At 62.0% G+C, this 26,201-nt stretch carries 29 protein-coding genes and 1 pseudogene; 16 read left to right on the forward strand and 14 right to left on the reverse strand.

The features are described from left to right. The first annotated feature begins 173 nt into the window (after window positions 1–173). The gene (locus tag ASE60_RS34860; protein WP_156414722.1) at window positions 174–332 is read left to right on the forward strand and encodes a hypothetical protein; all 159 of its coding nucleotides are present in this window, start codon (window positions 174–176) and stop codon (window positions 330–332) included. A gap of 12 nt (window positions 333–344) precedes the next feature. Here the strand turns inward: ASE60_RS34860 and ASE60_RS34865 are convergent, their stop codons facing one another. Further along, window positions 345–599: a hypothetical protein gene (locus ASE60_RS34865; RefSeq protein WP_143032969.1), complete on the reverse strand. Its 255-nt coding sequence runs from the start codon at window positions 597–599 to the stop codon at window positions 345–347. A 136-nt stretch (window positions 600–735) separates the two neighbouring features. Here ASE60_RS34865 and ASE60_RS25375 point away from each other — a divergent pair, with 136 nt between their 5' ends. Further along, window positions 736–1,107, forward strand: coding sequence for a hypothetical protein (locus ASE60_RS25375; RefSeq protein WP_057254125.1), 372 nt, complete (start codon window positions 736–738; stop codon window positions 1,105–1,107). A 493-nt stretch (window positions 1,108–1,600) separates the two neighbouring features. After that, the gene (locus tag ASE60_RS25380; protein WP_057254127.1) at window positions 1,601–2,713 is read left to right on the forward strand and encodes an AI-2E family transporter; all 1,113 of its coding nucleotides are present in this window, start codon (window positions 1,601–1,603) and stop codon (window positions 2,711–2,713) included. Between the two features lie 259 nt (window positions 2,714–2,972). On the opposite strand, the gene ASE60_RS25385 is transcribed toward ASE60_RS25380, so the two are convergent. From ASE60_RS25385 to ASE60_RS25420, 8 genes and pseudogenes are all read right to left on the reverse strand, one after another. Continuing rightward, window positions 2,973–3,248, reverse strand: coding sequence for a metal/formaldehyde-sensitive transcriptional repressor (locus ASE60_RS25385; RefSeq protein WP_043619696.1), 276 nt, complete (start codon window positions 3,246–3,248; stop codon window positions 2,973–2,975). A gap of 27 nt (window positions 3,249–3,275) precedes the next feature. After that, window positions 3,276–4,265: a CDF family Co(II)/Ni(II) efflux transporter DmeF gene (gene dmeF / locus ASE60_RS25390; protein WP_082616080.1), complete on the reverse strand. Its 990-nt coding sequence runs from the start codon at window positions 4,263–4,265 to the stop codon at window positions 3,276–3,278. A gap of 137 nt (window positions 4,266–4,402) precedes the next feature. Further along, window positions 4,403–4,996 (reverse strand): hypothetical protein, encoded by a 594-nt coding sequence (locus ASE60_RS25395; protein WP_057254131.1) that lies wholly within the window; start codon window positions 4,994–4,996, stop codon window positions 4,403–4,405. A gap of 197 nt (window positions 4,997–5,193) precedes the next feature. Next, window positions 5,194–5,570 (reverse strand): annotated as a pseudogene (locus ASE60_RS25400) (DUF1638 domain-containing protein); the annotation flags it as partial. A gap of 46 nt (window positions 5,571–5,616) precedes the next feature. Then, window positions 5,617–6,120, reverse strand: a complete 504-nt coding sequence (locus ASE60_RS25405) for a DUF892 family protein (RefSeq protein WP_057254133.1) — start codon at window positions 6,118–6,120, stop codon at window positions 5,617–5,619. Window positions 6,121–6,293: 173 nt separating this feature from the next. Beyond that, window positions 6,294–6,587 (reverse strand): hypothetical protein, encoded by a 294-nt coding sequence (locus tag ASE60_RS25410; RefSeq protein ID WP_057254136.1) that lies wholly within the window; start codon window positions 6,585–6,587, stop codon window positions 6,294–6,296. Between the two features lie 62 nt (window positions 6,588–6,649). Next, window positions 6,650–6,967, reverse strand: a complete 318-nt coding sequence (locus tag ASE60_RS34870) for a hypothetical protein (protein ID WP_057254138.1) — start codon at window positions 6,965–6,967, stop codon at window positions 6,650–6,652. 118 nt (window positions 6,968–7,085) lie between these two features. Beyond that, window positions 7,086–7,304: a hypothetical protein gene (locus ASE60_RS25420; RefSeq protein ID WP_057254139.1), complete on the reverse strand. Its 219-nt coding sequence runs from the start codon at window positions 7,302–7,304 to the stop codon at window positions 7,086–7,088. Between the two features lie 357 nt (window positions 7,305–7,661). On the opposite strand from ASE60_RS25420, the gene ASE60_RS36095 reads away from it, so the two are divergent. Further along, the gene (locus tag ASE60_RS36095) at window positions 7,662–7,904 is read left to right on the forward strand and encodes a LysE family transporter (protein WP_280137726.1); all 243 of its coding nucleotides are present in this window, start codon (window positions 7,662–7,664) and stop codon (window positions 7,902–7,904) included. A 17-nt stretch (window positions 7,905–7,921) separates the two neighbouring features. Continuing rightward, complete coding sequence (locus ASE60_RS36100) at window positions 7,922–8,269, forward strand: LysE family transporter (protein WP_280137727.1); 348 nt, start codon at window positions 7,922–7,924, stop codon at window positions 8,267–8,269. Window positions 8,270–8,300: 31 nt separating this feature from the next. On the opposite strand, the gene ASE60_RS25430 is transcribed toward ASE60_RS36100, so the two are convergent. After that, window positions 8,301–8,921 (reverse strand): DUF1638 domain-containing protein, encoded by a 621-nt coding sequence (locus ASE60_RS25430; protein WP_057254141.1) that lies wholly within the window; start codon window positions 8,919–8,921, stop codon window positions 8,301–8,303. A gap of 39 nt (window positions 8,922–8,960) precedes the next feature. Here ASE60_RS25430 and ASE60_RS25435 point away from each other — a divergent pair, with 39 nt between their 5' ends. Beyond that, window positions 8,961–9,119 (forward strand): hypothetical protein, encoded by a 159-nt coding sequence (locus tag ASE60_RS25435; protein WP_057254143.1) that lies wholly within the window; start codon window positions 8,961–8,963, stop codon window positions 9,117–9,119. A gap of 120 nt (window positions 9,120–9,239) precedes the next feature. On the opposite strand, the gene ASE60_RS25440 is transcribed toward ASE60_RS25435, so the two are convergent. Continuing rightward, window positions 9,240–9,938, reverse strand: a complete 699-nt coding sequence (locus ASE60_RS25440) for a B12-binding domain-containing protein (protein ID WP_057254147.1) — start codon at window positions 9,936–9,938, stop codon at window positions 9,240–9,242. 334 nt (window positions 9,939–10,272) lie between these two features. On the opposite strand from ASE60_RS25440, the gene ASE60_RS25445 reads away from it, so the two are divergent. The 6 genes from ASE60_RS25445 (at window position 10,273) to ASE60_RS25470 (ending at window position 17,448) form a co-directional block, all read left to right on the forward strand. Further along, window positions 10,273–11,847, forward strand: a complete 1,575-nt coding sequence (locus ASE60_RS25445) for a trimethylamine methyltransferase family protein (protein ID WP_057254149.1) — start codon at window positions 10,273–10,275, stop codon at window positions 11,845–11,847. Window positions 11,848–11,954: 107 nt separating this feature from the next. Then, window positions 11,955–12,656, forward strand: coding sequence for a 4Fe-4S dicluster domain-containing protein (locus ASE60_RS25450; protein WP_057254151.1), 702 nt, complete (start codon window positions 11,955–11,957; stop codon window positions 12,654–12,656). 262 nt (window positions 12,657–12,918) lie between these two features. Continuing rightward, on the forward strand, window positions 12,919–13,446 hold the full coding sequence (locus ASE60_RS25455) for a hypothetical protein (RefSeq protein ID WP_156414723.1): 528 nt from the start codon (window positions 12,919–12,921) through the stop codon (window positions 13,444–13,446). A 548-nt stretch (window positions 13,447–13,994) separates the two neighbouring features. Further along, complete coding sequence (locus ASE60_RS25460) at window positions 13,995–14,744, forward strand: phosphodiester glycosidase family protein (RefSeq protein WP_057254462.1); 750 nt, start codon at window positions 13,995–13,997, stop codon at window positions 14,742–14,744. A 137-nt stretch (window positions 14,745–14,881) separates the two neighbouring features. Further along, window positions 14,882–15,409, forward strand: coding sequence for an RNA polymerase sigma factor (locus ASE60_RS25465; protein WP_057254155.1), 528 nt, complete (start codon window positions 14,882–14,884; stop codon window positions 15,407–15,409). Continuing rightward, window positions 15,406–17,448, forward strand: a complete 2,043-nt coding sequence (locus tag ASE60_RS25470; RefSeq protein ID WP_057254157.1) for a VWA domain-containing protein — start codon at window positions 15,406–15,408, stop codon at window positions 17,446–17,448. The genes ASE60_RS25465 and ASE60_RS25470 overlap by 4 nt, the downstream gene beginning before the upstream one ends. A 306-nt stretch (window positions 17,449–17,754) precedes the next feature. On the opposite strand, the gene ASE60_RS25475 is transcribed toward ASE60_RS25470, so the two are convergent. After that, the gene (locus ASE60_RS25475) at window positions 17,755–18,102 is read right to left on the reverse strand and encodes a hypothetical protein (RefSeq protein ID WP_057254159.1); all 348 of its coding nucleotides are present in this window, start codon (window positions 18,100–18,102) and stop codon (window positions 17,755–17,757) included. A 241-nt stretch (window positions 18,103–18,343) separates the two neighbouring features. Here ASE60_RS25475 and ASE60_RS25480 point away from each other — a divergent pair, with 241 nt between their 5' ends. From ASE60_RS25480 to ASE60_RS25490, 3 genes are all read left to right on the forward strand, one after another. Then, complete coding sequence (locus ASE60_RS25480; protein ID WP_057254161.1) at window positions 18,344–18,979, forward strand: PAS domain-containing protein; 636 nt, start codon at window positions 18,344–18,346, stop codon at window positions 18,977–18,979. 106 nt (window positions 18,980–19,085) lie between these two features. Then, window positions 19,086–20,231: a pyridoxal phosphate-dependent aminotransferase gene (locus tag ASE60_RS25485; RefSeq protein ID WP_057254163.1), complete on the forward strand. Its 1,146-nt coding sequence runs from the start codon at window positions 19,086–19,088 to the stop codon at window positions 20,229–20,231. A 177-nt stretch (window positions 20,232–20,408) separates the two neighbouring features. Next, window positions 20,409–22,379 (forward strand): acyltransferase family protein, encoded by a 1,971-nt coding sequence (locus tag ASE60_RS25490; protein ID WP_057254165.1) that lies wholly within the window; start codon window positions 20,409–20,411, stop codon window positions 22,377–22,379. Window positions 22,380–22,482: 103 nt separating this feature from the next. Here the strand turns inward: ASE60_RS25490 and bmt are convergent, their stop codons facing one another. Together bmt and ASE60_RS25500 are read right to left on the reverse strand one after the other, a co-directional pair. Next, complete coding sequence (gene bmt, locus ASE60_RS25495; protein WP_057254167.1) at window positions 22,483–23,499, reverse strand: betaine--homocysteine S-methyltransferase; 1,017 nt, start codon at window positions 23,497–23,499, stop codon at window positions 22,483–22,485. Between the two features lie 65 nt (window positions 23,500–23,564). Further along, on the reverse strand, window positions 23,565–24,923 hold the full coding sequence (locus ASE60_RS25500; protein WP_082616082.1) for an O-antigen ligase: 1,359 nt from the start codon (window positions 24,921–24,923) through the stop codon (window positions 23,565–23,567). A 371-nt stretch (window positions 24,924–25,294) separates the two neighbouring features. Between ASE60_RS25500 and ASE60_RS25505 the strand changes: the two genes are divergently transcribed. Then, on the forward strand, window positions 25,295–26,164 hold the full coding sequence (locus ASE60_RS25505) for a D-alanyl-D-alanine carboxypeptidase family protein (protein WP_057254171.1): 870 nt from the start codon (window positions 25,295–25,297) through the stop codon (window positions 26,162–26,164). Window positions 26,165–26,201: the final 37 nt, after the last annotated feature.

Raw genomic sequence — 26,201 nt, forward strand, 5'->3', positions numbered from 1 at the left:
GCCCCGCGTCAATTGCGGATGTGGTAAGCTCATCGTTTGGAATTGGAGACTGCGATCGAAGGGGCCTTGAACCGAACGGCTGCCGACACCTTGCAAAAGGCGCTTGCACGTTTCCTTACTCAAGCCTGATGACGCCCGGCCGCGATGATCTCATTCGAAGAAGGAGAGGCGCAATGTCCTCCCGTTTGGTCTTCTGCCTGCTTCTGGTTGCCCTGTCGGTTGTCCTTGTCTGGGCCTTCAGACCGCCTCAGGGCAACGCCGATGGTCGCTCAGCCATGCCGCATCTGGCGGATCAGGGCCAGGTCGTGAACCCCGATTGTGGACTGGGCTGAACCATGGCAACGCTACGGTACGGTCTCAAGGTCGAAGCCAACAATGTCTGGGCGGTGGTCGATGTCTTCACCGGGCAGCCGGTCGTTCTTCACGGCTCTCTGCTGTCGAACTTGCCGCGCGATGAAGCGGATGATCTTCTGGATATTCTCAATCTCAAAGACGGCATACGCAGGGGCACGATAAAGGTTCCGCCCCGCGCGCCGGAAGATGAGAGCTAGTTCCGCCGCACCAAGGCAGCCGCCACGGCGGTTGACGTTGTCGGTCAAGGTTCCGCTCTTGTCCGAGCCGATAGACGCCTCCAACTTCGCGCGTTCATGGAACCGCAATCGAAGCGACACGTTTGCATGTGTTAGACTTCGGGGCACTACTGGCATTCCGCCGGCATCCCCGATGGGAAAAATCATGAAAACCTTTCTGATCGCATTGGGCGTGGCTGCCGCTACGTCATGGACGGCCTTTGCCGCAGAACCAGGCAAGATGGTCGACACGAAGATGGGCAAGGTCATGGCGACGGATACGGGCATGACCCTCTACACGTTCGACAAGGACACCAAGGGCAAGTCGAACTGCGACGCCGATTGCCTGAAGAAATGGCCGGCCTTCCACGCCGCAGCGAATGCAAAGGCAGATGGCGAATGGTCGTTGGTCAAGGACACCGCCGGCAAGCAGATGTGGGCCTACGACGGAAAGCCGCTTTACACCTATGCCGAAGACACGAAGGCTGGCGACGTCAAGGGTGACGGCGTCAACGGCGTCTGGCACCGCGCCAAATAACACCCCAAACGACGGCGGGCGGCCCGCCCGCCTCTGGGCGCCGGAACGAAGGCTCATCTGGCGCGTTACATCCTACGTTGGAGTACAGCAAAAAATAGCATCGTCCATCATCTTGATCGACGATAACCAGGGTACTCCCAGGAGACCCAAATGGATATCACCACACTACTCATCATCGTTCTCATCGTTCTCTTGCTCGGCGGCGGCGGCTGGTACGGTCGCGGTCGCTGGTATTGAGCCATTCGTCTACGGACGGACACGTAGGCCCTTTCTGAATGGATCGGGTTGTCCGAGGGAGACCTAGCAAGGCGGGCAATCGCCCGACATTGCGTCGTATGAGTTCGTGAGCGAGCCACGTTGCGGTCACTCAAATCTCTAGCCTCGTCGGACCTGCGCCGGCAGTCCATCGGATGCCGGCCTAGGCTCGTCGTCTGCTCGATCCGGCGAGTGTGTCGTCTGTGAAAAGGTGCCCCTGGAGGAGGCGGATCGGGCAATGTCAGATTCTCGCAGATGGATAGGGCCTGTTCTCGGTACGGGCGCGCTTGCCCTGCTGGTGATCGGTTGCGCCCTGGTCCTCTGGCCCTTCCTGTCGGCTTTGTTGTGGGCTGCGGTGATCTGTTTCTCGACCTGGCCGCTCTACCGCCAATGCGAACGTGCCGTCGGAGGATATCGCCCAGCTGCCGCGGCGATAATGACGATGCTGGTCGTCTTTGTCTTGGCAGCACCCCTGGCGTTCCTTGTGACCGCGCTCGTGGACGATATAAAGACTGTTGCCGAAGCGATTGCGCACGTCCTGGAAGAGGGGCCGTCGGTGCCGCCCAACTGGGTCAAGGGCCTGCCGATCATTGGCGAAGGCGTTGCGGCCTACTGGGAGAACCTCGCTCATGACGCCCCAGCGTTCATAGCTGAACTTAAGAAACTGACGGGACCCGTCACCGATATGGCGCTTGCAGGCGGAGCGGCCCTCGGGGCCGTCCTGCTTGAGCTCGCACTCAGCATCTTCATCACCTTCTTTTTGTTCCTGCATGGTCGCCGCATGATCGGCTTCATGCGCCAGATCAGCGAGCGCGTTGCCGGTCCCCGCGCCAAGAGATTGCTGATGGTCATCGGTATGACCGTGAAGGGTGTCGTCTACGGCATGATCGGAACTGCCCTTGCACAGGGCTTGCTGGCCGGCACCGGTTTCTGGATCGCCGGTGTGCCCCAACCGATATTGTTGGGCGGCCTGACCTTTGCGCTGTCATTCGTGCCGGGAGGCCCGCCGTTTCTCTGGGTACCGGTGGCGCTTTGGTTGCTGTTGCAAGGTTCCATGGGCTGGGCGATCTTCGTCGCCGTCTGGGGGCTCCTGCTCGTCAGCAGCATTGACAACTTTCTTCGGCCGTATCTGCTCAACCAAAACAGCAACCTGCCGGTGTTGCTCGGCTTGTTTGGACTCGTCGGCGGAGTGCTTGCCTTTGGGCTGATCGGGCTCTTTCTCGGACCCACCCTGTTGGCGGTCGCTTACAACTTGTTTCTCGAGTGGGTCGCAGCCGAGCTCGAAGAACGGGCGCAAACAGCGTCCCCTTCCGGCGTGCCCGAGGATACGAGAACCACGGCAAGGAACTGAGCTCCGATCAATGGAACGTTCCAGGTGTTGCGGCGCGATCAAACGCCATGCCGCCACCCTGATTTTCCCCATCGGTCCAATTCTTCAGACGAAAAAGGCGAGGTGAGCATTTGCGGTCTGATTGACGACCTTGGTGGCGATGGCGATCGCGGTCAGGGCAATGTCCGTCGCCTGCTCTTCGTCGAGCGTCGCGTCTGAAGCAGCTTGGCGGGGGATGCCGCTGATTCCGGCGGCGGAGGCGGTGTGCTTTCCGCCCGGCCTATTTCATATAGGCGCGCACCACGTCGACCAGTTCGGCCGCCGCTTCATCCCGATCCTTTTGCGACAGGTCGGCCGCGGCCAGATGCATGTGGATGTGGTCCTCGACAACCTCCGCCATCAGGCCGTTGACCGCGCCGCGGATGCCGGCGATCACCTGCATGACCTCGGCGCAGCCCTTTTCCTCCTCAAGCATCCGTTCGACCGCCTCCATCTGGCCCCGGAGCCGCCGGACCCGGTTGATGAGCTTCTGTTTTTCACGGATGGTATGGGTCATCGGTCACTCCGGTTTCGGGCGCCGTCACTATGCGGCCCGTGCTTCCACCTCCACGGTGACATGCGACAAATCGTGAATGGCGGCAAGCTTCTCACGATAATAGGACGGTGCCCGCGGGTTGTCGGCGACAATCGAGACGATCGCGCCGTGGTGACCCGGTCCGAGCTGCCAGACGTGCAGATCGACAATCTCGGCATCTTCCTTGGCGACGATCTCGCCGATTTCTTCGGGCAGGTCTTCGCCTTCGGGAAGGTAATCCAGCAAGGTTGCGCCGGTGTCGCGGATGAGACCGAAGGACCAGCGCGCAATGACGATTGCGCCGACGATACCCATGGCGGGATCGAGCCACAGCCAGCCATAGATCGCGCCCAGACCGAGCGCGACAATTGCGAGAACCGAGGTCAGCGCATCGGCGAGGACGTGCAGATAGGCGGCGCGCAGGTTTCGATCCTGCCCGCCATGGTGTCCATGATGCGACCCGTGGTGATCATGATGGTGATGGGCGTGGTCGTCCTTCAGCAGCCAGGCGCACACGAGGTTGACGATGAGGCCGGCGACGGCGACGAGAATCGCCTCGCTAAAATCGATCGCCACCGGAGCGTTGAGGCGGCGCAGGCTTTCCCAGCCGATCAGCAGAGCGATGAGCGCCAGCACGATGGCGCTGGAAAAACCGGCCAGGTCGCCAAGCTTTCCGGTGCCGAAGGTGAAACGGCGATTGTTCGAATGCTTGCGCGCATAGAGATAGGCAAGCGCGGCGATCAGCATCGCGGCCGCATGGGTCGACATGTGCCAACCATCGGCAACGAGCGCCATCGACCCGAAGACCTGCCCGGCCACGATCTCGATCACCATCATCGTTGCGGTGATCGCGATGACGATCCAGGTCCGCCGCTCGTTGCGCTCGTGATTGCCGCCAAGGAAGACGTGATCGTGGCGCGCCGCGAGCACGCGTCCTTCGCCATGCGAATGCCCGTGGTGACTGTGGTGGTGATGATGGTCGTGTTGGTGATTGCTCATGCCGCTGGCTCCAATATTATATAGGGGGGTACCCTATAAGCTCGCCGTAAAGTGCTCGGTTCCTGCTTCCGCCGCCGTCAGACAATGTCGTTGCCGGCGGCAATGGGCGCTGGCGGCATCAGCCTCCGTGATCGGCTCTAGCCGGCTCGACCGAGGGCGATGGCCGAGCCCGTGAACGGCAGCACCCGCTTGTAGCCCACCGGCGTCGGCTCGATCTGCGTGGCGGCGGACGTGCCGAATTGCGTGATGCCCGCGCCGAGATAGTGTGCCACATCATGGCGGAGACCGCCGAAATCAAACGGTGCGCTTGCAATCAGGCGGGCCGAAAACACATTGGTGCCGAACAGCACGGCCGTCGTCCCAGCGATGGTGTCGGAGACCGTCGTCCCCACCACCAGGCTGGTCCGCCGGAACGTGGCGATGCATTCTCCCTTGGCGAAGGAGGTGGGGTCATCGAAGGTTCCAGCCGGCTTGCGCTGAAGATAAAGCGAAAATTCGCCGACCGGGTCGAGGCCGAGGGACAGGACACCGTTTGCTGCCGCTTGCGCCTTGAAAGGCTTGGCGGCGAAGGTGAAATGGGCAGTCGTTTCGCCCGGTTCTCCATCAAACATCTGGGCATCAAGAAAAGGCAGGTGCAGGAAATAGCCGTAGTCGGCCAACGTGCCGTCGTTCGCCTCGTAGAAGCGGCCGGTGGCGTACCAGGCGAGTTCGGCGGAAAGCAGTGCGCTCATGACGGGCAATCCTGTGGTCAGCGGTGGAGTTGCAGCCAGCAGGTTGTGCAGCGTTCTGTCCTATGCGGGAAGGCCCATCGTGGCGCGTGTGCCGGTCGGAGCGCCCAATCAGCCGATAGAGTAAATGCGCGCTAGCAGGGCCAGCGTGTGATGCCCCAACCTGCGACACCGCGCGCCATGCGCGACAAGTCGCATACTCACGCCCTGATCAGCGAGGTCGCGAGATCGCCATAGCCGGTGAAGCGGTACTCGTATTCAAGCCCGAGATAGTCCGCCGCCTTCTTCGCCTTTTCCTGCAGGGCCAGATCCTCCTGCTGCGAGAGATAGACCAGCTTGCGGTAATGGCCGAAATACATGTCCCTCAGCTCCGGATGCCGGTCCAGGCCGAGCGGTTCGATGACGAAGGTTTCGAACTGGCGGGCGAGGAAATCGGTGAGGAAAAAGGCGGTGATGTCGTCGTCCCGGCGGCGGGCGAAATCCCTGTTGCGGGCGAAGAAGGAATAACGGTGCGGGCCGGGGATGCGCTCGACCTCTTCAATTCGCAGAGAGGGTCGAGATGGCCGCCGGAACCGCAGCCTTTGCCCGGCTCGATAAAGGATCAAGCCGGGCTGGTGCTTGTGTCAGGCCGCTTTTTCGGCGGACTGATTGACGACCTTGGTGGCGATCGCGGTCAGGGCAATGTCCGTCGCCTGCTCTTCGTCGAGCGTCGTCTGAAGCAGCTTGGCGGCGTCTTTCATGCCCAGTTCCAGCGCCCAGGTCCTCAGCGTGCCATAGCGTGACATTTCGTAGTGTTCGACAGCCTGTGCGGCTGCAAGCAGTCCGGCGTCGAGCGCGGGCGAGCCTTGATACGCTTCCATGATCGAGGCGCCTTCCTTGGTGATGCCCATGATCGCGTCACAGGTCTTCTTCTCAGGCTTCTTGCCGATGATCTTGAACACTTCGTCCAACCGCTCGACATGGACCTTTGTCTCTGCGAGATGCTTGATAAACGCGTCCTTGAGCGGCTTGCTCTTGGCGGCATCGCGCATCTTCGGCAGTGTGTCGACGATCTTGTTCTCGGCGAAGTAAACGTCCTTCAACGTATCGTGAAAAAGCACGTCCAGTGTCTTGATGTCCTTGGCCATGATGGCTCCTGTTGTTCGAGGGCTCACTGTCATGTTCCAGGCGACGCGCCTGGCCGTGCTGGCTGCCCGTGAGCGGCGGCCAGATAGCAGAAATCGGACGGTTGGAACGGCGGTTACAGTTCGACGGGTAGAGCGACGACTGAGCGTCTCGACCGCAAATCTGTTGCCTGTGTTCAGCCGAGATCGTGGTTCTCTCGGGGCAATGCTGTTCGCATGTCAACGATCGAGTCGCGCTTCGCCTCGGGCAAGATGCCCCGTGTTTCATGCCATAGGGCACATTCAAGGAGCGAAGCCTCGTCGGTATTGCCGAACCGAAACTCATCCATAATGAATCTGGCCAGGCGGTCGGCATGGTCGCCGGGACGCTGAATACATATTTTCGAGTAGGTCGCTTCAAAAACCCTCCGGACCACCACGATGTCGTGGGGGCTGAGATTATGGCCCGTCAGGTTGGGCAGCGTGTACATCGAATTCTCCCTTCCGGCGCCGGAATAGCGCACGCGATCAATCGGTTAGCCGCAAGCGGCGGTCAGGCCGCAGGCTTGGCGACGACATCCGAAACGGCGCCGCCCTCGTCATCCCATCGGTCAATCGCCTCGGCTTTTAACTGTGCCGGCGTCTGATGTTCGCCGTTTGAGGCATCCGCACGCTCTACAAGTGCTGCGGCGAGCGTCGCACTGGTGTCGATGCCGCTTTCGAGAGCAGTCATCAGGAAGCGTGCCGCGGCAAGCCGTCCGGCCGGATCTGCCGTCGCTGTCGTTCCGTAGAAACCGGCAACGGTAAGCACCTCGACCAACAGGCTGAGGTCGTCTGAATCAAGATAGTGTTCTGGATTGCTGGAAGACATTACGTCCTCCTTTGGTTGGGGCGCAGGCACGGAAAGGCCTGTTTGCGACAGCGCCCGCTTCAATCGCTGTCGATGGAGCACCCTGCACGCGTTGTCGCGCCAGCGCAAAGAACTTCACTCAAGCACCTTGAGTGTGTTTCGACTGGTCCCGGGGCGCCATTATGTCTCGTGCGTCCATCGCATTTGCCAGATCGAGCCGGCGGGGGCCGGCCTTTGCGAAGATTTCGCGCGCGGCAAGCGGTGGCAGGCGATAGGCCACAATGAACTCTTCGAGATCGTAGACTGCGTCCCAGCCACGAAGCAGGGCCTCTTTGTCATACTTGAAATGCCTGGTCACTGGAGACGCTCCCGCGTGTTGGATCGGTGCTTGGCGCAAAGACGGCCAATTGTCAGGCGGCAGAGGAAGCGTCAGGGGTGGAGATATGATCTGGTAGCTAAACGAGGTGGAGCGCACATGGTTCCAAAATAAATTCTGAAGTCGACGAGATTTAAATTGAATAGTTACAGATCGTGAGGCCTGGTTTTTCTCGAGATATGTTTTCGAGTGTTTCTTCTCTTGAAGATTGTTTCGGTTTGTCTTGCGCATGTCATTGTATATGCGCGTGGATCCAATTTTTTGTGTGTTTGTCTATTTGTGTAGGTCGAGCGATCGTGCCTATATGCTTGGATCGAGGAATTTTCCCAGGCCTTAGCCATGACCCTTGCTGTTATCTCCACATATGCTCTGGCACTGTTCCTGGCCGCGGTCACTCCGGGGCCTGCCATGTTCGCGGTCATTTCCACCAGCATCAGCCGCGGTGTTGGCCCGGCGCTGGCCTGTGGCTTCGGTATCGCGCTCAGCGATATGGTGCTCGTAAGCGTCGCACTTGCTGGCGGTCATTGCACAGACGTTCGGCTGGATTTCTTGCCATCAAATATGCTGGCGCCGGCTATCTGATTTTCCTCGGATATCGGATGTGGCGCGCGGCTGCGACGGTTGAGGCGGAGGTGGCATCGGGCGAGCGCAGATGGATGCGCTCGCTGGCGCTTGGCGCTGCCATCGGCTTCGGCAATCCGAAGGCGATCCTCTTTCATGCCAGCCTGATGCCGCTGATCCTCGACCTCGAAAGCCTTGATCGCTTCGGGATCGGGACGGTGCTTGCCGTCGTTTTCGCGGTCAATGTTGTCACGATGGGTGGCTATGCGCTCTTGTCTGCGGCATCGTCACGGTGGTTCCGCACCACCCGGGCGGTCCGGGCGCTGAACCGGGTGGCCGGCAGCGCCATGATTGCCACCGGCCTCGCGATCGCCGCGCGCAGCTAGATCTGCCGCGGCCACTTCGGCCGCCGTTCCATCACGCCCTGATCAGCGACGTCGCCAGATCGCCGTAACCGGTGAAGCGATATTCGTATTCCAATCCGAGCGTTTCGGCTGCCTTCTTCGCTTTTTCCTGCAGGGCTTTGTCCTCCTGCTGCGAGAGATAGACCAGCTTGCGGTAATGGCCGAAATACATGTCGCGCAGCTCCGGATGCCGGTCCAGGCCGAGCGGTTCGATGACGAAGGCTTCGAACTGGCGGGCGAGGAAATCGGTGAGGAAAAAGGCGGTGATGTCGTCGTCCCGGCGGCGGGCGAAATCCGCGTTGCCGGCAAAGAAGGAATAACAGTGCGGGCCGGGGATGCGATCGACCTTTTCCTCCTCGCATAGCCGGTCGAGATGGCCGCCGGTGCCGCAATCAGCATAGGCGACGAAAATGCGCTCGAAGCCTTCGGCGCGCGCCTTGGCGATCGCGTCACGAATGCCCGGCGTGATCTTTTCAGGCGTGTTGTGCCAGATGGCGGGCAGACAGTTGAGGTCGATATGGGCGAGCCCGTTTGCCTCGCAGATCGCCAGGATTTCGCGCGCGATGGCGCCACAACCGATCACGTGAACTTTTTTCGGTTGTGCACGTTCTATTGCCGGCGATATTTTTTCCATCTTGATTCCATGTGGCTATAAGCGGGAAGGAACCTGACCATGACAGTAAAGACCCTTGCAACCGTCGGCGCCGTTCTCGTCGCCCTGTCAACGCTCACCGCCTGCGGCAACACCATCCGCGGCATCGGGCAGGATACTGCAAACACGGTCAACGCGACACAGTCGGCCGGCAAGAAGGTGGCACACTCCGTCAACTAAGCCTGACGGCGAACGACTGGGCACGGCCTCCGTCACCCACGCCGAACCAGCCAGACATAAGAAAGCCCGCCGCGGATTTCACCCCTGCGGCCGGCTTCGTCATTTCATGGCCTTCGGAGCTTAGCCAGCTGCCAGCCGGTTGTGCTTGCGCTTCATGAAGTCCTTGGCGGTTTCGACGGCGATCGCCGCGTCGCGGCAATAGGCGTCGGCGCCGACGGCCTTGCCGAATTCCTCGTTCAGCGGCGCACCGCCGACGAGAACGACGTAGTCGTCGCGCAGTCCCTTTTCCTTCAGCGTGTCGATCACGACCTTCATATAGGGCATGGTGGTGGTCAAAAGCGCCGACATGCCGAGAATGTCCGGCTGCTCGCGCTCGATCGCTTCGAGGTAGTTCTCGACCGGGTTGTTGATGCCGAGGTCGACGACGTCGAAGCCGGCACCTTCCATCATCATGCCGACGAGGTTCTTGCCGATGTCGTGAATGTCGCCCTTAACGGTGCCGATCACCATCTTGCCGAGCTTCGGCGCGCCGGTTTCGGCGAGAAGCGGGCGCAGGATCGTCATGCCGGCCTTCATGGCGTTTGCCGACAAAAGCACTTCCGGCACGAACAGGATGCCGTCGCGGAAGTCGATGCCGACGATGCGCATGCCTTCGACCAGCGCCTGGGTCAGGACATCGTAGGGCGTCCAGCCGCGCTTGAGCAGGATGTGGGTCCCGTCCTCGATTTCTTCCTTCAGACCGTCATAGAGGTCGTCGTGCATCTGCTGCACAAGTTCTTCGTCGGAAAGGTCCTCGAGAATGATTTCATCGTCTGCCATATTGGGGTTCCTCGGTTCCTGGCACGGCCGCGCAAATATTCCGGGCGCGTCCATCAATCCATAGCGTTCGATTTCTAAAAATCTGTTTTCGAAAGCGACGTCGCATATGACAAAAAGCGACGGGAGGCAGCTTCTTTTGACGCCTGCATATTCTTAACAAAAACAATATATTCGCGCCACGCGGTTTTTGGCGTCCTGTGGTCGCTTCTCGGTAGTGTTCGAGTTGCGCCACTCCTTGGCGCATTGAGACCCGCAAGGCCCCCTATGCTTGGTAGCATTAGGACCAATTGATGCTTGAAGGCGCAAAAAGTGATGCGCGGGAGAGGAAAAGCGAATGAGCGACGTGACAGATCAGGGCGCGGGTGAAGGCGGCGGTCGCCGCTCGCGTGGCGAGGGACGGGGAGCGGCAGCACGGCGTGCGTCGCGCACCGGGGGCGGTCCGGGACCGTCTCTGCCCTATATCCAGCGCAAGATTCGCGAATATGAGGTCCTCGACGAGGAAGGCCTGCAGCTCATCGAGCGCAATGCCGACACGATCCTTGAGGAAATCGGCATCGAATTCCGCGACGACGCCGAGGCGCTCGAACTCTGGAAAGAGGCCGGTGCCGACGTGCGCGGCCAGCGCGTGCATTTTCCCAAGGGGCTCTGCCGCGAACTCCTGAAGACGGCGCCTTCAGAATTCACCTGGCATGCCCGCAATCCGGAGCGTAGCGCCCAGGTCGGCGGCAAGGCGACGATCTTCGCGCCGGTTTACGGCCCGCCCTTCGTGCGCGATCTCGAGGGCAACCGCCGCTATGCGACGATCGAGGATTTCCGCAATTTCGTGAAGCTCGCCTATATGGCGCCGTCGATACATTCGTCGGGCGGCACGGTCTGCGAGCCGGTCGATATCCCGGTCAACAAGCGCCATCTCGATATGGTCTACAGCCATATCAAATATTCCGACAAACCCTTCATGGGCTCGGTCACGGCGCCGGAGCGCGCGGAAGACACGATCGCCATGGCGAAGATCGTCTTCGGCGATGAGTTCGTCGAAAACAATTGCGTCACGCTGAACCTGATCAACGCCAACTCGCCGATGGTCTTCGACGAGACCATGGTCGGCGCGCTGAAGGTCTATGCCCGCCACAACCAGGCCTGCGTCCTTTCGCCGTTCATCCTGTCGGGCGCCATGAGCCCGGTGACGGTTGCCGGCACGCTGACGCAGATCCTTGCCGAAGTTCTCGCCGGCGCCTCGTTCACCCAGCTGATCCGCAAGGGCGCGCCGGTTCTGTTCGGCACCTTCGCCGCCTCGATCTCGATGCAGTCGGGCGCACCGACCTTCGGCACGCCGGAGCCGTCGCTGGTTTCCTATGGCGCGGCCCAGCTCGCGCGTCGCCTGAAGCTGCCGTTCCGTACCGGCGGCTCGCTCTGCGGATCCAAGGTTCCGGATGCGCAGGCCGCGCACGAATCGGCGAGCACCCTGAACATGACGCTGCTTGCCGGCACCAACTTCGTGCTGCATGCGGCCGGCTGGCTCGAAGGCGGTCTCGTCTCGTCCTATGAGAAATTCATGATCGACCAGGACCAGCTCGGCATGATGCAGAAGATGGCCGAGGGCATCGATCTCTCCGAAGAAGCCCAGGCGCTCGACGCAATCCGCGAAGTAGGCCCCGGCAGCCATTATCTCGGCTGCGCCCATACCCAGGCCAACTTCCAGACCGCGTTCTATCGCTCGCCGCTCGCCGACAACAATTCCTACGAACAGTGGGAAGTGGAAGGCGAAAAGCGCATCGAGCAGCGCGCCAATGCGCTCGCCCGCACGTGGCTGGAACACTACGAGGCGCCTTATCTCGATCCCGCGATCGACGAGGCGCTCAAGGACTACATTGCCAAGCGCAAGGACTCGATGCCGGACGCTTTCACCTGAAAGGGTCCCGAGCGAGCCAGGGAGCAAGGCGGCGCGGCGCAGGTGGCCGACATGATCCAGAAGGAGGTCTGGCGCCCGCATTACGAACACCAGGGGCCGAAACCGAAATGACGGCGCCTTCCGCGACAGCGGACAAGATTGTCGAGATGGTCCGTGCGGCGCTGGCGCCGCACGGACTTTTTTTGCGCGGAACGGTGAACGTCTCTTCCGCAGAGGCGGCACCGCTGCTGACCGATGGGCGACCGGCGGCAAGCGTGCTGCTGATCGGCAATATCGGCGGCTCGCTCTGGCAGGCCTTCAGTGCCTGGCGGGAGGGCCTGCCGGATCGTGGCGGCACTGATCCGCTCGACACCTGGTCGAAGGTGGTGATCGGGCCGGTTGCCGCAGCCTGCGGGGCGACCGCCTATTTCCCATCCGATCCGCCCTGGCAGCCTTTCCAGCAATGGGGGATGCGGGCCGAGGACCTCAAGGCTTCGCCGCTCGGCATCCTCATCCATCCGCGTTACGGGCTCTGGCACGGTTATCGTGGCGCCCTTGCTTTCGACAGGCCGCTTCCCGAAACCGGCGAGCGGGCGGCGCAGCACCCTTGCGATCGTTGTGCCGCAAAGCCCTGCATGTCAGCCTGTCCAGCAAATGCGCTTGTCGAAGAGCGCTTCGATGTCGGCCTCTGCCGCGGGCATCTGCGCAGCGAAGCGGCCAGGGGTTGCCTGTCGGCAGGCTGTCTTTCGCGCGATGCCTGTCCTGTCGGGAGTGACTATCGCTATCGTCAGGAACAGCTTCGCTTCCATATGGCAGCGCTTAGCCTCTAAAGCTTGATCCCGGTGGGTCCGCAGTTTTCCTCTGCATCACGCTCTAACTTACGAGAATCGATCACCTTTATGACTGGGGTCGGCGCCCCAAAATCGCTGTGGTCTCGGCCGCCCGGCTGACCTCCTTGTCTGCAAAGATGGTGCAAATCTCCAAAATGACTAAAATTGGAGATGTCTTGGAAAGATAATATTATCGAATTTACACCGATCTGGACGGCGTGGCGTTGGAGTCCATCGTATGAGAGGTAGCCCAGTCGTATCCGTGAGTAACTATCCTCCGCACCTTTCGCGTGAGGAGGTGGAAGCGCAGATCTCTCGCCTTAACAGCATCCACGCCGCAAACAGCCAGGTCCTCGATGAAGCCTTCAAGCGCCTGCTGGCGATCGGCGCCGGCCATGCCGCCGTCATTGCCGCCTGCATCACCGGCTTCGATGCGCTGGTGGACCGTTCGGTGTTTTCGGGCGGTTTCCTTCCCGATGCCATCGACCTGCTCCGGAAATTCGCACTGACCGTCAGCGCCCTTGGCCTGTTCCTGACCTTCCTGGCGATCGGCAACAATTTCGGCGAGGTGCAGAAGGAAGCGAAGCGCCATGCGGTGAAGCTCGCAACAACGCTCAGGGAAAAGCGCCTGCTGCTTTCGCTGTCGCAGGATGTGCTGAACCGCGATCCCAAATCCTATTTGCTCGCAGGCGTCGGCGGCTTTGCCTGCCTCTGCGTGATCTTCGGGCTGGCGGCCGCGGCCGGGTGCTACGGGCTTGTGATTGCTATGGGTTTTCTGGTCAGCGGCTGACGGCATACGGTGATTGCCTTAGTCAAGTCGCATCAATCGTTCTGATCTGACCGCTGACGGTAGTTTCTATAGGAAAGCGAAAGGACCGAAGTTTGCGAGTAAACCGGAGGACAGCGGTTACTGTTGTTGTGTGTATCGCATTCGCAGCCTTCCTTGTTTGGCTCGAGCGCACGCGAAGAACTGCTTTCCTTTCCCTCATTTGCTGCGCGGGCGAAAGTGAATTCAGTCGGAGATTTTGTCGAAAGAGCGGATTGGGTGGTAATTGTACGGAAGCCGCAGTCGAGGCTGGAGGCTGATTCTGAATACGACATGGTCAAGTATGAAGCGATTGCAAACTTAAACGAAAGAAAATTCACTGTTCTCTATGGTTCATGCCGAAATGTTATTAATGTTGGTGACGAAACACTTTGATTTGTCCGTGGACATTTTCTGAATATTTATCCTGAAGGCAGCGATAGCTGCTGCCTCCGTACATCGTTTCCGACCCCGCGCCAGAACCGCCGCAATCTCCGTCATGCTTGGTGGCTGATTCGATTGGACCTTTCGCCATGCCGCTTTTTCCAAAACCTTTTCTCGTAGGTGCCGTTCTTTCCGCTGGTCTTGCCGGTCCGGCGGCTGGCGCCTGCCGTGACGTCAGCCATCTCGGGCAGGACTATGTCGCCTGCAGCTTCGATCCGGCGACAAGCGATATTCGCCTCTACAATAAAGACCAGGCGGGCGTGCCCTTTCGCTCCTTCCGGGCGCTGTCACTCGAACTGCGCCACCGTGAGGAGTACATGGCCTTCGCCATGAACGGCGGCATGTATCACGACGACCTGTCGCCCGTCGGCCTGCACATCGAGGAGGGGCGCGAGCAGGCGCCGCTCAACACCAATACCGGCTGGGGCAATTTCCATCTGCTGCCGAATGGGGTGTTCTACATCGACGACGGCAAGGCGGGGGTGATGGCGGCGGAAGCCTATCGTGATGCCGGGATCACACCGCGCTTCGCCACGCAATCCGGGCCGATGCTGGTGATCGACGGAAAGCTGCATCCGCGCTTGCTGCCCGATAGCACCAGTTTCAAGACCCGCAACGGCGTCGGCGTGACGGACAAGGGCGAGGTGGTCTTCGTCATCTCGAAACGCCCGGTGCGTTTCCACGATTTCGCGACGCTCTTTCGTGACACGCTTGATTGCCCCAATGCGCTTTTCCTCGACGGCACGATTTCCAGCGTCTACGCGCCCGAGATCAATCGTCACGACCGGCTGTTTCCGATGGGGCCGATGATCGCCGTCGTCGGGAAGTTTCCCCGCTGATTTTCTCTGGACGCGGGATGCGGGCGGAAAACCGCACGCACTTTTCCTCATCCCGCTCGAAAAAAATATGTCTTCCACCCAAGGATCGGGCAGCCTGCAACGTCTAAGGTTCAAATGAGGTGAGGGCGGGCACGGATTTGGACGCTGAACTCGTCGAAAAGGCGGTAAGTGGAGACCGGCAGGCTTTTGGCCAGCTGGTCGAGCGACACTACGATTTTGTCCATGCGGTCGCCTGGCGCTGGTCCGGCAATGTGTCGGATGCCGAGGATATCGCCCAGGATGTCTGCCTGCGCTTAGGGGGCGCGATCCGTGGTTTTCGCGGCACCAGCCGGTTTCGCACCTGGCTCTATACGCTGACTTTGAATGCCGCCCGCGATCACAAGAGACGGCAGGCGCGCGATGACCGGCGCATGCAGGCCTATGCCAGCGAACAGGCGACGATCGCTCCGCCCGAGGATCCCGATGAGGAGCAGCGCGAGGCGCTGTGGGCGGCGGTGCGGGACCTGCCGGAAAAGCAGTGCGATGCGGTGCTGCTCGTTTACGCCGAGGGGCTGAGCCATGCGGCTGCCGCCGACGTGCTCGGATGCTCGGAAGCAACCATATCCTGGCATGTGCACGAGGCGCGCAAGCGACTGAAGACATTGCTCGGCAAGGAGGCCGTGTGACGATGAGCGACGATTTCGAAAAGCTCTCCGGGCTCACCCCGCCGAAGGCTTCCGCGGAAGCGCGCGCCCGCGCGCTCACTGCCGCCATGCAGGCCTTCGACGAGCGGCAAGAAAATTCGACTGCCACCCAAGGATCGGTCCAGCCGGTTCGTCAAAGCTCCATCTTCAACCGGATATGGAGCCCTATCATGAACCGGAAACTGCTTGCCGGATCGGCACTCGCCACCCTGCTCGTCGTGCCCGCCGCAGCCTTTCTGACGCTCGAACTGACGCGCAACGGTGCGCCCTTCGGCGAGAGCGCGCAGGAGATCGCGCTGAAGGACGAGGCGAAGAAGGAAGTGCAAAGGCAAAGGCCCGAGCCGCAGATGGCGGCCAAAAAGGCGGCCACAGATGAACTCGCGCGCCAGCGGGAGGCAAAAACCCTGGAGGCGCCCGCCAGCGCAGCGGTGGAGAGCGAGGCCGCAGCGCCCGCTGCGGATGCAATGGCCAACGGCGTTGCGCGCGACAGCGCCGCCCCGCTGTCGGCCGTCGGTGGCATGCAGCCGCAGATGACTTATCAGCCTGCGCCGATCGCCCAGGAGAAGAGCCTGATCGCACCGCCGGAAAACCGCGAGCGCTTCGGCAAGGCCGACAGCAATCCGGTGAAAAGTGTTGTGACTGACCCGGTCTCGACCTTCTCGGTCGATGTCGACACGGCAGCCTACGCCTTCGTGCGCCGCTCGCTGATGGAAGGGCAGATGCCGGAGCGTGACGCCGTGCGCGTCGAGGAGATGCTCAATTACTTCCCCTATGATTGGCCGCGCCCGGAAACCGCCGCCGAGCCGTTCAAGGCGACGGTGACGGTGACGCCGACGCCTTGGAACGGCGGCACGCGGCTGATGCATGTGGCGATCAAGGGCTACGACGTCGTGCCAGCGCAAGCGCCGAAGGCAAACCTCGTTTTCCTGATCGACGTCTCCGGCTCCATGGACGAGCCGGACAAGCTGCCATTGTTGAAGAGCGCCTTCCGGCTGCTCGTCGAGAGATTGAAGCCTGAAGATACGGTTTCGATCGTCACCTATGCCGGCAATGCCGGAACGGTGCTGGAGCCGACAGCGGTGAAGGACAAGGCGAAGATCCTTTCGGCGATCGATACCTTGCAGCCGGGCGGTTCGACCGCCGGCGCCGAAGGTATCGATGCGGCCTATGCGCTCGCCGAGAAAGCCTTCGTCAAGGGCGGGGTCAACCGCGTCATGCTGGCGACGGATGGCGACTTCAATGTCGGTCCGTCGAGCGACGACGACCTGAAGCGGCTGATCGAAGACAAGCGCCAGAGCGGCATCTTCCTGTCGGTGCTCGGCTTCGGCCGCGGCAACTACAACGACGCGCTGATGCAGACGATCGCCCAGAACGGCAACGGCACGGCGGCCTATATCGACACGCTCGCCGAGGCACAGAAGACGCTGGTGGAGGAGGCGGGCTCGTCGCTCTTCCCGATCGCCAAGGACGTCAAGCTGCAGGTGGAGTTCAACCCGGCGGCGATCGCCGAATACCGGCTGATCGGCTACGAGACGCGCGCCTTGAAGCGTGAAGACTTCAACAACGACAAGGTGGACGCCGGCGATATCGGCTCCGGCCATAGCGTCACGGCGATCTACGAGGTGACGCCGACGGGCAGCCCCGCGGTGCTGAACGACGACCTGCGCTATGCGGAGGCACAGAAGCCGGCGGCAGAGGCAAGCCCGCATGGCGGCGAGCTCGCCTTCCTGAAGATCCGCTACAAGAAGCCTGACGGCGACAGGAGCGAGCTGATCACCACGCCGGTGACCGAGGCCAATGCAGTGCCGGCGCTCGCTGAGGCGCCCAACGATGTCCGCTTCTCCGTCGCGGTTGCGGCCTTCGGGCAGAAGCTCTCGGGCGTAACGGCCCTCAACGACTATGCCTATGACGCCGTCATCGACCTCGCATCGGCTGCCAAGGGCGCCGATCCGTTCGGCTACCGCGCCGAGTTCGTCAATCTGGTGAGGTTGGCGAAGGGGCTCGGCGGTTCCCGCAACTGAGTGGCAGTCCGCTTATCTCCGCGCTCAGGGAAGCCCCTCATCCGCCTGCCGGCACTTCTCCCCGTCATTACGGGGAGAAGGGACGAGCGGTGACGGTTTTGCCCATCGCGAGGCGGAGATTGAACGACGAAACGTTTGAGGTCTGGCACTGGAGCGGGCGCCTAGCTGTTCTCTCCCCGCCTGCGGGGAGAGATGTCCGTCAGGATAGTGAGGGGCAATCATTAGAGGCAGGCGCCGCGCTGCACCAATTGCCTGCCGCGCTCGATATCTCTCCCTGCTTGCGGGGTGAGAGGCAGCGCCGCGTGCTCACGCCTTCGGAAAAGCGCGGTCCAGGCCGCCGGCCTTCGAAAGCCCGGCCTTGAACGCCTGGTAGGCGGCGTGCTGGCTGGAGCGGCCGGCTTCCATCAGGCGCATCTGCAGGCGGGCGGGTGCGGTGTTGCCCAGCCACTCGCCGAGCTTTTCCAGTTTCAGCGAGTTCAGGAACTTGGCCTCCGAGGCGAGGTCGAGGTGGCGATAGAGGCCGTCCATCAGACGCTCGTCCTGCTCGGGGTTTTCCATCAGCAGGCGCAGGAAGGACTGGTCGGCTTCGGCGAAAGCCCCAAGCTTCTCGGCGACCGTATCCCGGTCGGGAAAGGAGGCTGGGCCGGCGTTCATGTAAGTCTCCCGTCTGCGTTTCCGACCGCGCGGCGCGTCTTGTGAGGCGCGCATGGGGTCGCTGTAGCACGTTGAATTGCTGCATGTTTTCGTCCGTTTCCGGTACGAACAGGCGAGCAGCGAATCTTCCTGTCATCGGGGATAGGCCAGCGGCTATCGGTACGCAAGCTGCAGCGCATATGTCATTCCTGAGCAAATCGTCCAATATTGACAATAAATCCAAATTCAGAAATAAGCGGGCATGACCATTGCACCCGCCTTCGCCTCCATCCTCGCCACGCATGCGCCGACGGCCGCTGCGATCAGCGCCTTCCTCTATCCGCATGGAGAGGTCGTGCTGCATGACCTCAGGACGGGTACGATCGCGGGGATCTGGAACTGTTTCTCCGGTCGCGCAGTCGGCGAAGATTCGCTGATTGAAGACGAATTCGCCGCGGTCGGCAGCGCCGACGCCGTGCTCGGTCCTTATGAAAAAACCGGCACGGATGGCCGCCGCTTCAAGTCGATCTCCGCCGTGCTGCGTGACGGGGCGGGCGAAGCGGTCGGCCTGCTTTGCATCAATCTCGACATGTCGATGATCGATACGGCGGTGAAGCTGCTTTCGGCTTTCGCCGGCGCCGAGCAGCCGAGGCCACAGGCGCTCTTTGCGCGCGATTGGCGCGAGGAGATCAATGCGACGCTGCATGGCTGGCTGAAAGAGCGGGGGCTGGCACTTTCGGCGTTGAAGCGGAGCGATCGCGTGGCGCTGGTCGCCGCGCTCGACGCGCGCGGGCTGTTCCAGACGCGCAATGCCGTCGATCACCTGGCAAGCCTCATCGGCGCCTCGCGTGCCTCGATCTACAATTATCTTGCTGCGGCACGCGGCGAGGCACCCTGATTTGAAACACGCGCAATTCCGGACGGAGACCGCTTCGCGTCTCTCGGCAGTTGCCTGATCTGCAACCGTTTCGCGCGCCACCAGGCGCCGAGAGGAGGAGACTTCCATGACGACCTTGCCCGATTTCCGGCTTGAAACCCATTTCTCTCGCTGGGAGTTCAATGCCCGCCACCATATGACGGCGAGCGACAGCCAGACGATAAGCATGAGCGATCTGCTCGCACTTGCCGACGACGGGGACCGCGCCGCCTGGGACAGCGTGACGCTCGGCTACACCGAGACCTATGGCGCGCCGGCGTTGAGAGCGGCGATCGCTGCCACCTATGAAGGGCTTTCGGCCGCAGACATCCTCTGCTTCGCCGGCGCGGAGGAGGGGCTCTATTGCGCCATGCTGGCGCTGCTCGGGCCGGGTGACCACGCTATCGTGACAGTGCCGAACTACCAGTCGATGGAAACTTTGCCGGTAACGATCGCCGGTGCCGTCACCGGCGTGCCGCTCCGGCCGGAAAACAACTGGCGGCTCGATATCGCCGATGTCAGGGCGGCGTTGCGCCCGAACACCCGGCTGATCTGCATCAACTTCCCCAACAACCCGACCGGTGCCATCGCCGACCAGGCAACGTTCCGGGCTCTGGTGGCGCTCTGCGCCGAGCGCGGCATCCATCTCTTCAGCGACGAGGTCTATCGCGGCCTGGAACGCGATCCCTCGCTTCGGCTGCCGCAGGCGGCCGAGTGCTTCGAGCGCGGCATCTCGCTGAACGTCATGTCCAAGGCATACGGGCTTCCGGGCCTCAGGATCGGCTGGATCGCCTGTCGCGACCACGCGCTGCTCGAGCGCATGGAGAAGATGAAGCACTACCTGTCGATCTGCAATTCGCGACCGTCGGAAGTGCTGGCGACGATCGCGCTCAAGGCCCGCGCTGTTATCCTCGATCGCAACCGGGCGCTGGTCGCTGCCAATCTCGAAAAGCTCGGTACCTTCTTCGCCGAGTTTCCCGATCTCTACGAATGGCGGGCACCTGACGGAGGCTGCGTCGGATTTGCCCGCTATCTCGGCGCCGACGGTGTCGAGACCCATTGCCGGCGTCTCGTGGAGGAGTCGGGCGTCTTGCTCCTTCCTTCGAGCCTCTTCGTTTCGGATCTTCTTCCGGTCGCAACCGATCGCTTCCGTGTCGGTTTCGGCCGCAAGGATATCGAGACCGGGCTCGATGCCTGGCGCCGGCATCTCACAGGGCTTCGTGCATCGGTCTGACACCCGCGAGCCGAAGGATATCTCGTGTGCTCCCGCGGCGGCCTTCGGTCGCCGCGGCGCCGGTTGGCGGCCTGTGCCCAGAAATCGCGCGAATGTGGATATAGACCGGGCAGCAATGGTCCTGTCGTTAGGGCCGTGTTAACCAGCGGCCCCTGCCACCGAGTGTTCCCCCTGCTGATGCATTACAGACCCGAAATCGATGGACTGCGCGCGCTTGCCGTGGTGCCAGTCCTCCTGTTCCATGCCGGTTTCGGCCTTGTTGCCGGCGGTTTTGCCGGCGTCGACGTCTTCTTCGTCATTAGCGGCTTTCTGATCACCTCGATCATTCATCGCGAAATCCGCGACGGAAGCTTCAGCATCGTCCGCTTTTACGAGCGGCGGGCCCGCCGAATTGCACCTGCGCTCCTGCTGGTTTGTGCCGTTTCGATCCCTTTCGCGCTTCTGTGGATGTTGCCGCAGGAGCTCAACACTTTTGGCAAGAGCCTCTATGCCGTGAATTTCTTCGCCTCGAATTTCCTGTTCTGGGATCAGACGGGATATTTCGAGCCGAGCACCGAGCTGATGCCGCTGCTGCACACCTGGTCGCTGGCGGTCGAGGAGCAGTTCTATCTCGTCTTTCCGCTGCTCCTGCTTGTGCTGCGCCGCGTGTCTGCGGCAACGGCGCTGAAGGTCGTGCTGGCGCTCGTCGGCTTGAGTTTTGCGATGACGCAGCTGCTGGCGCGGGTCGATCCGGCCGCGAATTTCTACCTTCTGCCCAGCCGCTTCTGGGAGCTTGGCATCGGTGCGGCTCTGGCGCTTGTGGGCGCCGAGAGGCTCGATCTGGCAAAAGGCCGCCGCGAACTGCTCTCAGGCCTGGGCCTGGCAGCGATCATCGCGAGCTACCTCTTCGTGCCGGAATCGGCCTTCTATCCCGGCTTTACGACGGTGCCCGTGGTGCTCGGAACGGCGCTGGTTCTTGCCTTTGCACACGGCGACACTGCCGTCGGACGGCTGCTGTCGCTGAAGCCGCTGGTCGCGATCGGCCTCATCAGCTACAGCCTTTACCTCTGGCACCAGCCGGTCTTCGCCTTCGCGCGGCTGAGGGCGATCGACGGCATCCCGGCCGAGGGCTATGCGCTCTTGATCGTGCTGTGTTTCGCGCTCGCCTATCTCAGCTGGCGTTTTGTCGAGCAGCCCTTCCGCAATCCCAAGCGCTTCGGGCGCGGCGCGGTCTTCGGCGCAACGCTTGCCGCCGGATCGGCGGCGATCGCACTCGGCTTCGGCTTCGATGGTTCGGACGGACTGGTTGCCCGGAACCGCGAGCTCGCGCGGTTGACACAGCCGAGCGTCGGTCTCGGCAAGAAATGCGATGCCGTCGCCGATCTCGCATGCGCCACCAGCCCGAAGCCGGAAGTCGCGGTCTGGGGCGATTCCTTTGCCCGCCATCTCGTCGATGGCGTCATCGCCTCGAAGCCGGATGTGCGGCTGGTGCAGCTTGCCAAGAACAATTGCGGTCCGTTCCTGAACCTGGCGCCCGTCGTTTCCCGGCTCGGTCGCAACTGGCCGCAGGACTGCGCGCGCTACAACGACGACGTCCGCCGCTTTCTGCTTGCCAACCGGTCGATCCGCTACGTCGTTCTGTCCTCGCAGCTCAGCCAGTATCTGCAGCAGGAGACGGTGCTCGTCGACGGCCGCAAGGAAATGCCGTCGGAAGTCAGCCTTCTCAGCGACGGCCTGCGCACGACGCTCGCCTGGCTGAAGGCCAACGGCTTCGAAGCCGTCTTCGTGGCGCCGACGCCGCATGACGGCCGCGACACGGGGCTCTGCGTGGCCAGGGCACGGTTGCTCGGCGAACCGGATCAGCGCTGCGAGCCGGCGCTGAAGGACGTGCGCAAATATGATCAGGACGTGCTCAAGGTGGTCGCCGATATCGCCGACGAATATCCGGTCGTCAGCTTCATGAACTATCTCTGCGATGCGGATAGCTGCAAGGTCGAGGACAAGGGTGTCTCGCTCTTCGAGGACTTCGGGCATTTCTCCGAGCAAGGATCTCGCCAGATGGGCCGAGCCTTCGACTTCTACCGCTCCTTCATCCAGGCGGCGGAGCGCGATGCTCTTTCCTGGCGTGAGCCGGGCACTCTGCCGCTCTTCGGGAGCGCCGATCTTTAACGGCGTGTGCCACTACCGGGCGCTGTCCATCAATCTCCAAAAACAAACGCCCCGGATCATGCGATGCCGGGGCGTTTGCTTTTGATTTGGCTTGTCGCTCAGATCAGGCGCGGCGGCTGCGACGCTCGCGGGCCGGCGCGGCTGCCGTTTCGTTGGCGGTCTTGTTGCGCATGGGGCCGATCTTTTCGATGATCAGCTCCAGCGTCGGGCGCTCGCGGCGCACATGCTCGTCCAGCGCCACGCGCATGGCGGCGAGGTGGTCGCAGGTGGTGCCGCAGCAGCCGCCGATGATCTTGGCGCCGGCATCGGCCGCAAGCCGTACATATTCGGCCATCAGCGGCGGCGTGCCGGAATAGTGGATCTCGGAGCCGCGGAATTCCGGAATGCCGCAATTGCCCTTGACGATCACGGTCGCCTCAGGGGCGGCTTCGGTCATGTCGAGCAGCGAGGAAAGGATGTCCGAAGCGCCGACGCCGCAATTGGCGCCAACGGCCACGGGCCCGTTGCCGAGATCGCTGACGACACCGTGGATATCCTTCGGATGCAGGCCCATCATCGTCTTGCCGGCGGTGTCGAAGGAGCCGGTATAGACGTAGGGCAGGCCCACCTTGGCAGCGGCTTCGGCGGCGGCGCGGATTTCGTCCGGCGAGGACATGGTTTCGATCCAGGCGACTTCGGCGCCTCCGGCCTTCAGGCCTTCGATCTGCTCGATGAAGGCGACAACCGCGTCCTCATAGGAAAGCGCGCCGAGCGGAATCAGCAGTTCGCCGGTCGGGCCGACGGAGCCGGCCGTGATGACCTTGCGCGGTGCCTTGTCGGCAACGGCGCGGGCGATCTCGGCGGCGCGCTTGTTCAGCGCATGCACGCGGTCGTCCGCCTGGTGCAGTTTCAGGCGATGGCGGTTGCCGCCGAAGGTGTTGGTGAGGATGATGTCGGCGCCGGCGTCGACGAAATCCTGGTGCAGCTTGGTGATGTTCTCCGGCTTGCTCTCGTTCCAGAGTTCCGGCGCTTCGCCGGCCTCCAGGCCCATGGCGAAGAGCGACGTGCCGGTGGCGCCGTCGGCGAGAAGAATGCCTTTTTCGGCGAGGAGAGAGGAGAGGACATTGGATGCTGCGGTCATCGGTTTTTCCCGGCTAGAAGAGATTACACTAAGATATAAAGATATCTTTATGTCTTGGCAAGCGTTCAGCGTCGGGAGGCTGGCGCTTCCGCGCGCATGCTCATGCGGCCGGCAAGCCCGAGCCCGAAGACGGCAAGCGCGGTCAGCAGCCACATCGGGTCGGCACGATTGAGGAAGAAGCTTTCGAGCATGGCATTATAGGTCATGAAGATGACCACCATCACGCAGAAGTCGGCAAGGATCCGCGCCTGCGGGCGACGATAGGCGCGGATGTAATCGAAGAGCGGTTTGACGAAGAGGAGGGCCGTCATGAGGATGCCGCCCGGCACGCCGAACATCAGCACCGCGTCGAGATAGCTGTTGTGACCGGTAACGATGCCGCGCACGTCCCAGCTCGCCTCGAAATTCGCTTCCATTCCCATGATCACGGGCGATAGCCAGAAACTCGCATAGCCCTGGCCGAGCCACGGGCGCTCGGCGATGCTGGCACTGGCGAATTTCCAGATGTCGTCGCGGCCGGTAAATGTCGGATCGTCGATCAGGGCCTTGGTGATCGAAAGCAGCGTGTCGGAATAGATGCTGCCAAGCGTCAGGCCGAAGATCAGAGCCGACATGGCGAGGTGGGCGAGGATCATCAGGCTGGGGCTGCGCACGGCGCGCCCGGCAAAGACGAGGCCGATCGCGATCGGCAGGAAGCCGATCGTCGTCTTCGACCCGGTATGAAGCACGAAATTGGCCGCAAGAAGCGTGATTGCCCAGCCGCGCAGCGGCGCACCGGCACGCAGGCAATAGATGCCGAACATGCAGAGGATGGAAAAGACCGGCGCCGAGACGTTCTTGTGCAGCAGGTGGCCGCGCCAGAAGCCGGCGTGCCAAGGTTCGTCGCCGAAGGCCGAATGGATGGCGCGGTCGGGCGCCACGAAGAGCGCGGCATAGTCGATCAGGATCAGAAGCAGGATGGCGTTGGCGCCGGCATTGACGAAATCTCGCTCGCTCCTCGGCAGCACCAGCACGCCCGCCACCATGATCATCGCAATGAGGCTCAGCGTCAGGCCGCGGGCGGAAGCCGCAGGGTCATAGGACTGCAGGCAGGAGAGATAGGCGATCGCGAAGATCGCGATCCAGCTCGGCGAGACCAGGCGGGCCAATATCCGCCTGTCGACCGTAAGCAGCATGGCGAACAAATAGACCGCGCCGAGCACCAGGTAGCCGACCTGGTTGATGATATTGCCTTCGTTGGCGGCGTTGGGGTCCGTGGTTACCGCACCCTCAAACGGGATCAGCGTGAAGACGATGAGGAACAGGCCAAGGCCCGAGAGCAGCGCGGCAAGACCGTGGACGAGCTCCGCCAGGCCGGCATCGAAGGCAGCCGGCACCCGCTGACGCTCGGTGGATAGGTTTGCCGTGGCTGAGTTCGGGTGCATGGCCTGCCGAAACGGGTGGAAGTTTGCCGCGCCGCGGGCGACGCCTTCGTTTGTGAACCCACGCCGGTGTCGCCGTTGAGGCTGGCCGGGCAGGGGAGACGGTCACCTTGGCGCAATCAGGTTAAACCTCGGTGAAGCGCGAGATGGTCCTGCCCGCGGTGACGGTTTGGTGCCTCGGTCGCCGGGACTGTGATATTTGCAGACGGATTGCCGCAGGTGCTTGCCGCGCGGGCCTCCTACCCATAAAAAGGCGGGGATGTCTCGGCCGTGGAAAACGCGGCCGCTGCCGTATTGAGCGGCATGTCTTCCATAATTCGATCACGATTTTCGTCCCGAGGTCGTTCGATAGCGTCGAAACGAGAAAACACGATATGCAGTCCCTTATCCGTATGGTCGCGTCCGCCGCGGTCTCCGTGAGCCTGCTCATTGGCAGCGCCTCCTTTGCCGCTGCCGGGCAGGCGCATTTTGTCGTCAACGCCGAGACCGGCTCGATTCTCGAAGCCGACAATGCGGACGAGCTGAACTTTCCGGCCTCGCTGACGAAGATGATGACGATCTATCTCGCCTTCGAAGCGCTGAAGAACGGCACCCTGCAATGGGACCAGAAGCTGACGGTTTCCGAACATGCCAACGGCCTCGAGCCGTTCAAGCTTGCCGTCGGCGCTGGCCGCCAGATCACCGTGCGCGAAGCGGTCATGGGCATGGTCGTGCTTTCGGCCAACGACGCAGCCGTCGTGATCGGCGAGACGCTTGCCGGCAACGAGCCGGCCTTCGGCGAGATGATGACCCGGAAGGCCAAGGCACTCGGCATGAGCCGCACGGTATTCAAGAACGCCAACGGCCTGCCGGACCCGGCCCAGGTGACGACGGCGCGCGACATGGCGACGCTTGGTCTCGCGCTGATGCGCGACTTTCCTCAGGAGTTCCAGCTTTTCGCCAACAAGACGATCGAGTTTCGCGGCATGAAGCTGCGCGGCCATAACGGCGTGATGAAGCGCTACGAAGGCGTCGACGGCATCAAGACCGGTTATACGGACGCCTCCGGCTACAACCTGGTGACGTCTGCCAAGCGCGGCGGCACCCGCCTCGTCGCCGTCGTCATGGGCGGCAAGACTGCACAGGCGCGCGACGACGACATGATCGCTCTGCTCGACAAGTTCCTGCCGCCGAAGGAAGACGCGAGTGCTGCAAGCGTCGCCGAGCCGGTTGCAGCGGCAACGGCAGCGAACACGACGAACTAACACGCGTTTCGATTTCGATTGCCGGGGGGCAGACTCG

The organism is Ensifer sp. Root278, from assembly GCF_001429285.1.
GTDB lineage: Bacteria > Pseudomonadota > Alphaproteobacteria > Rhizobiales > Rhizobiaceae > Ensifer.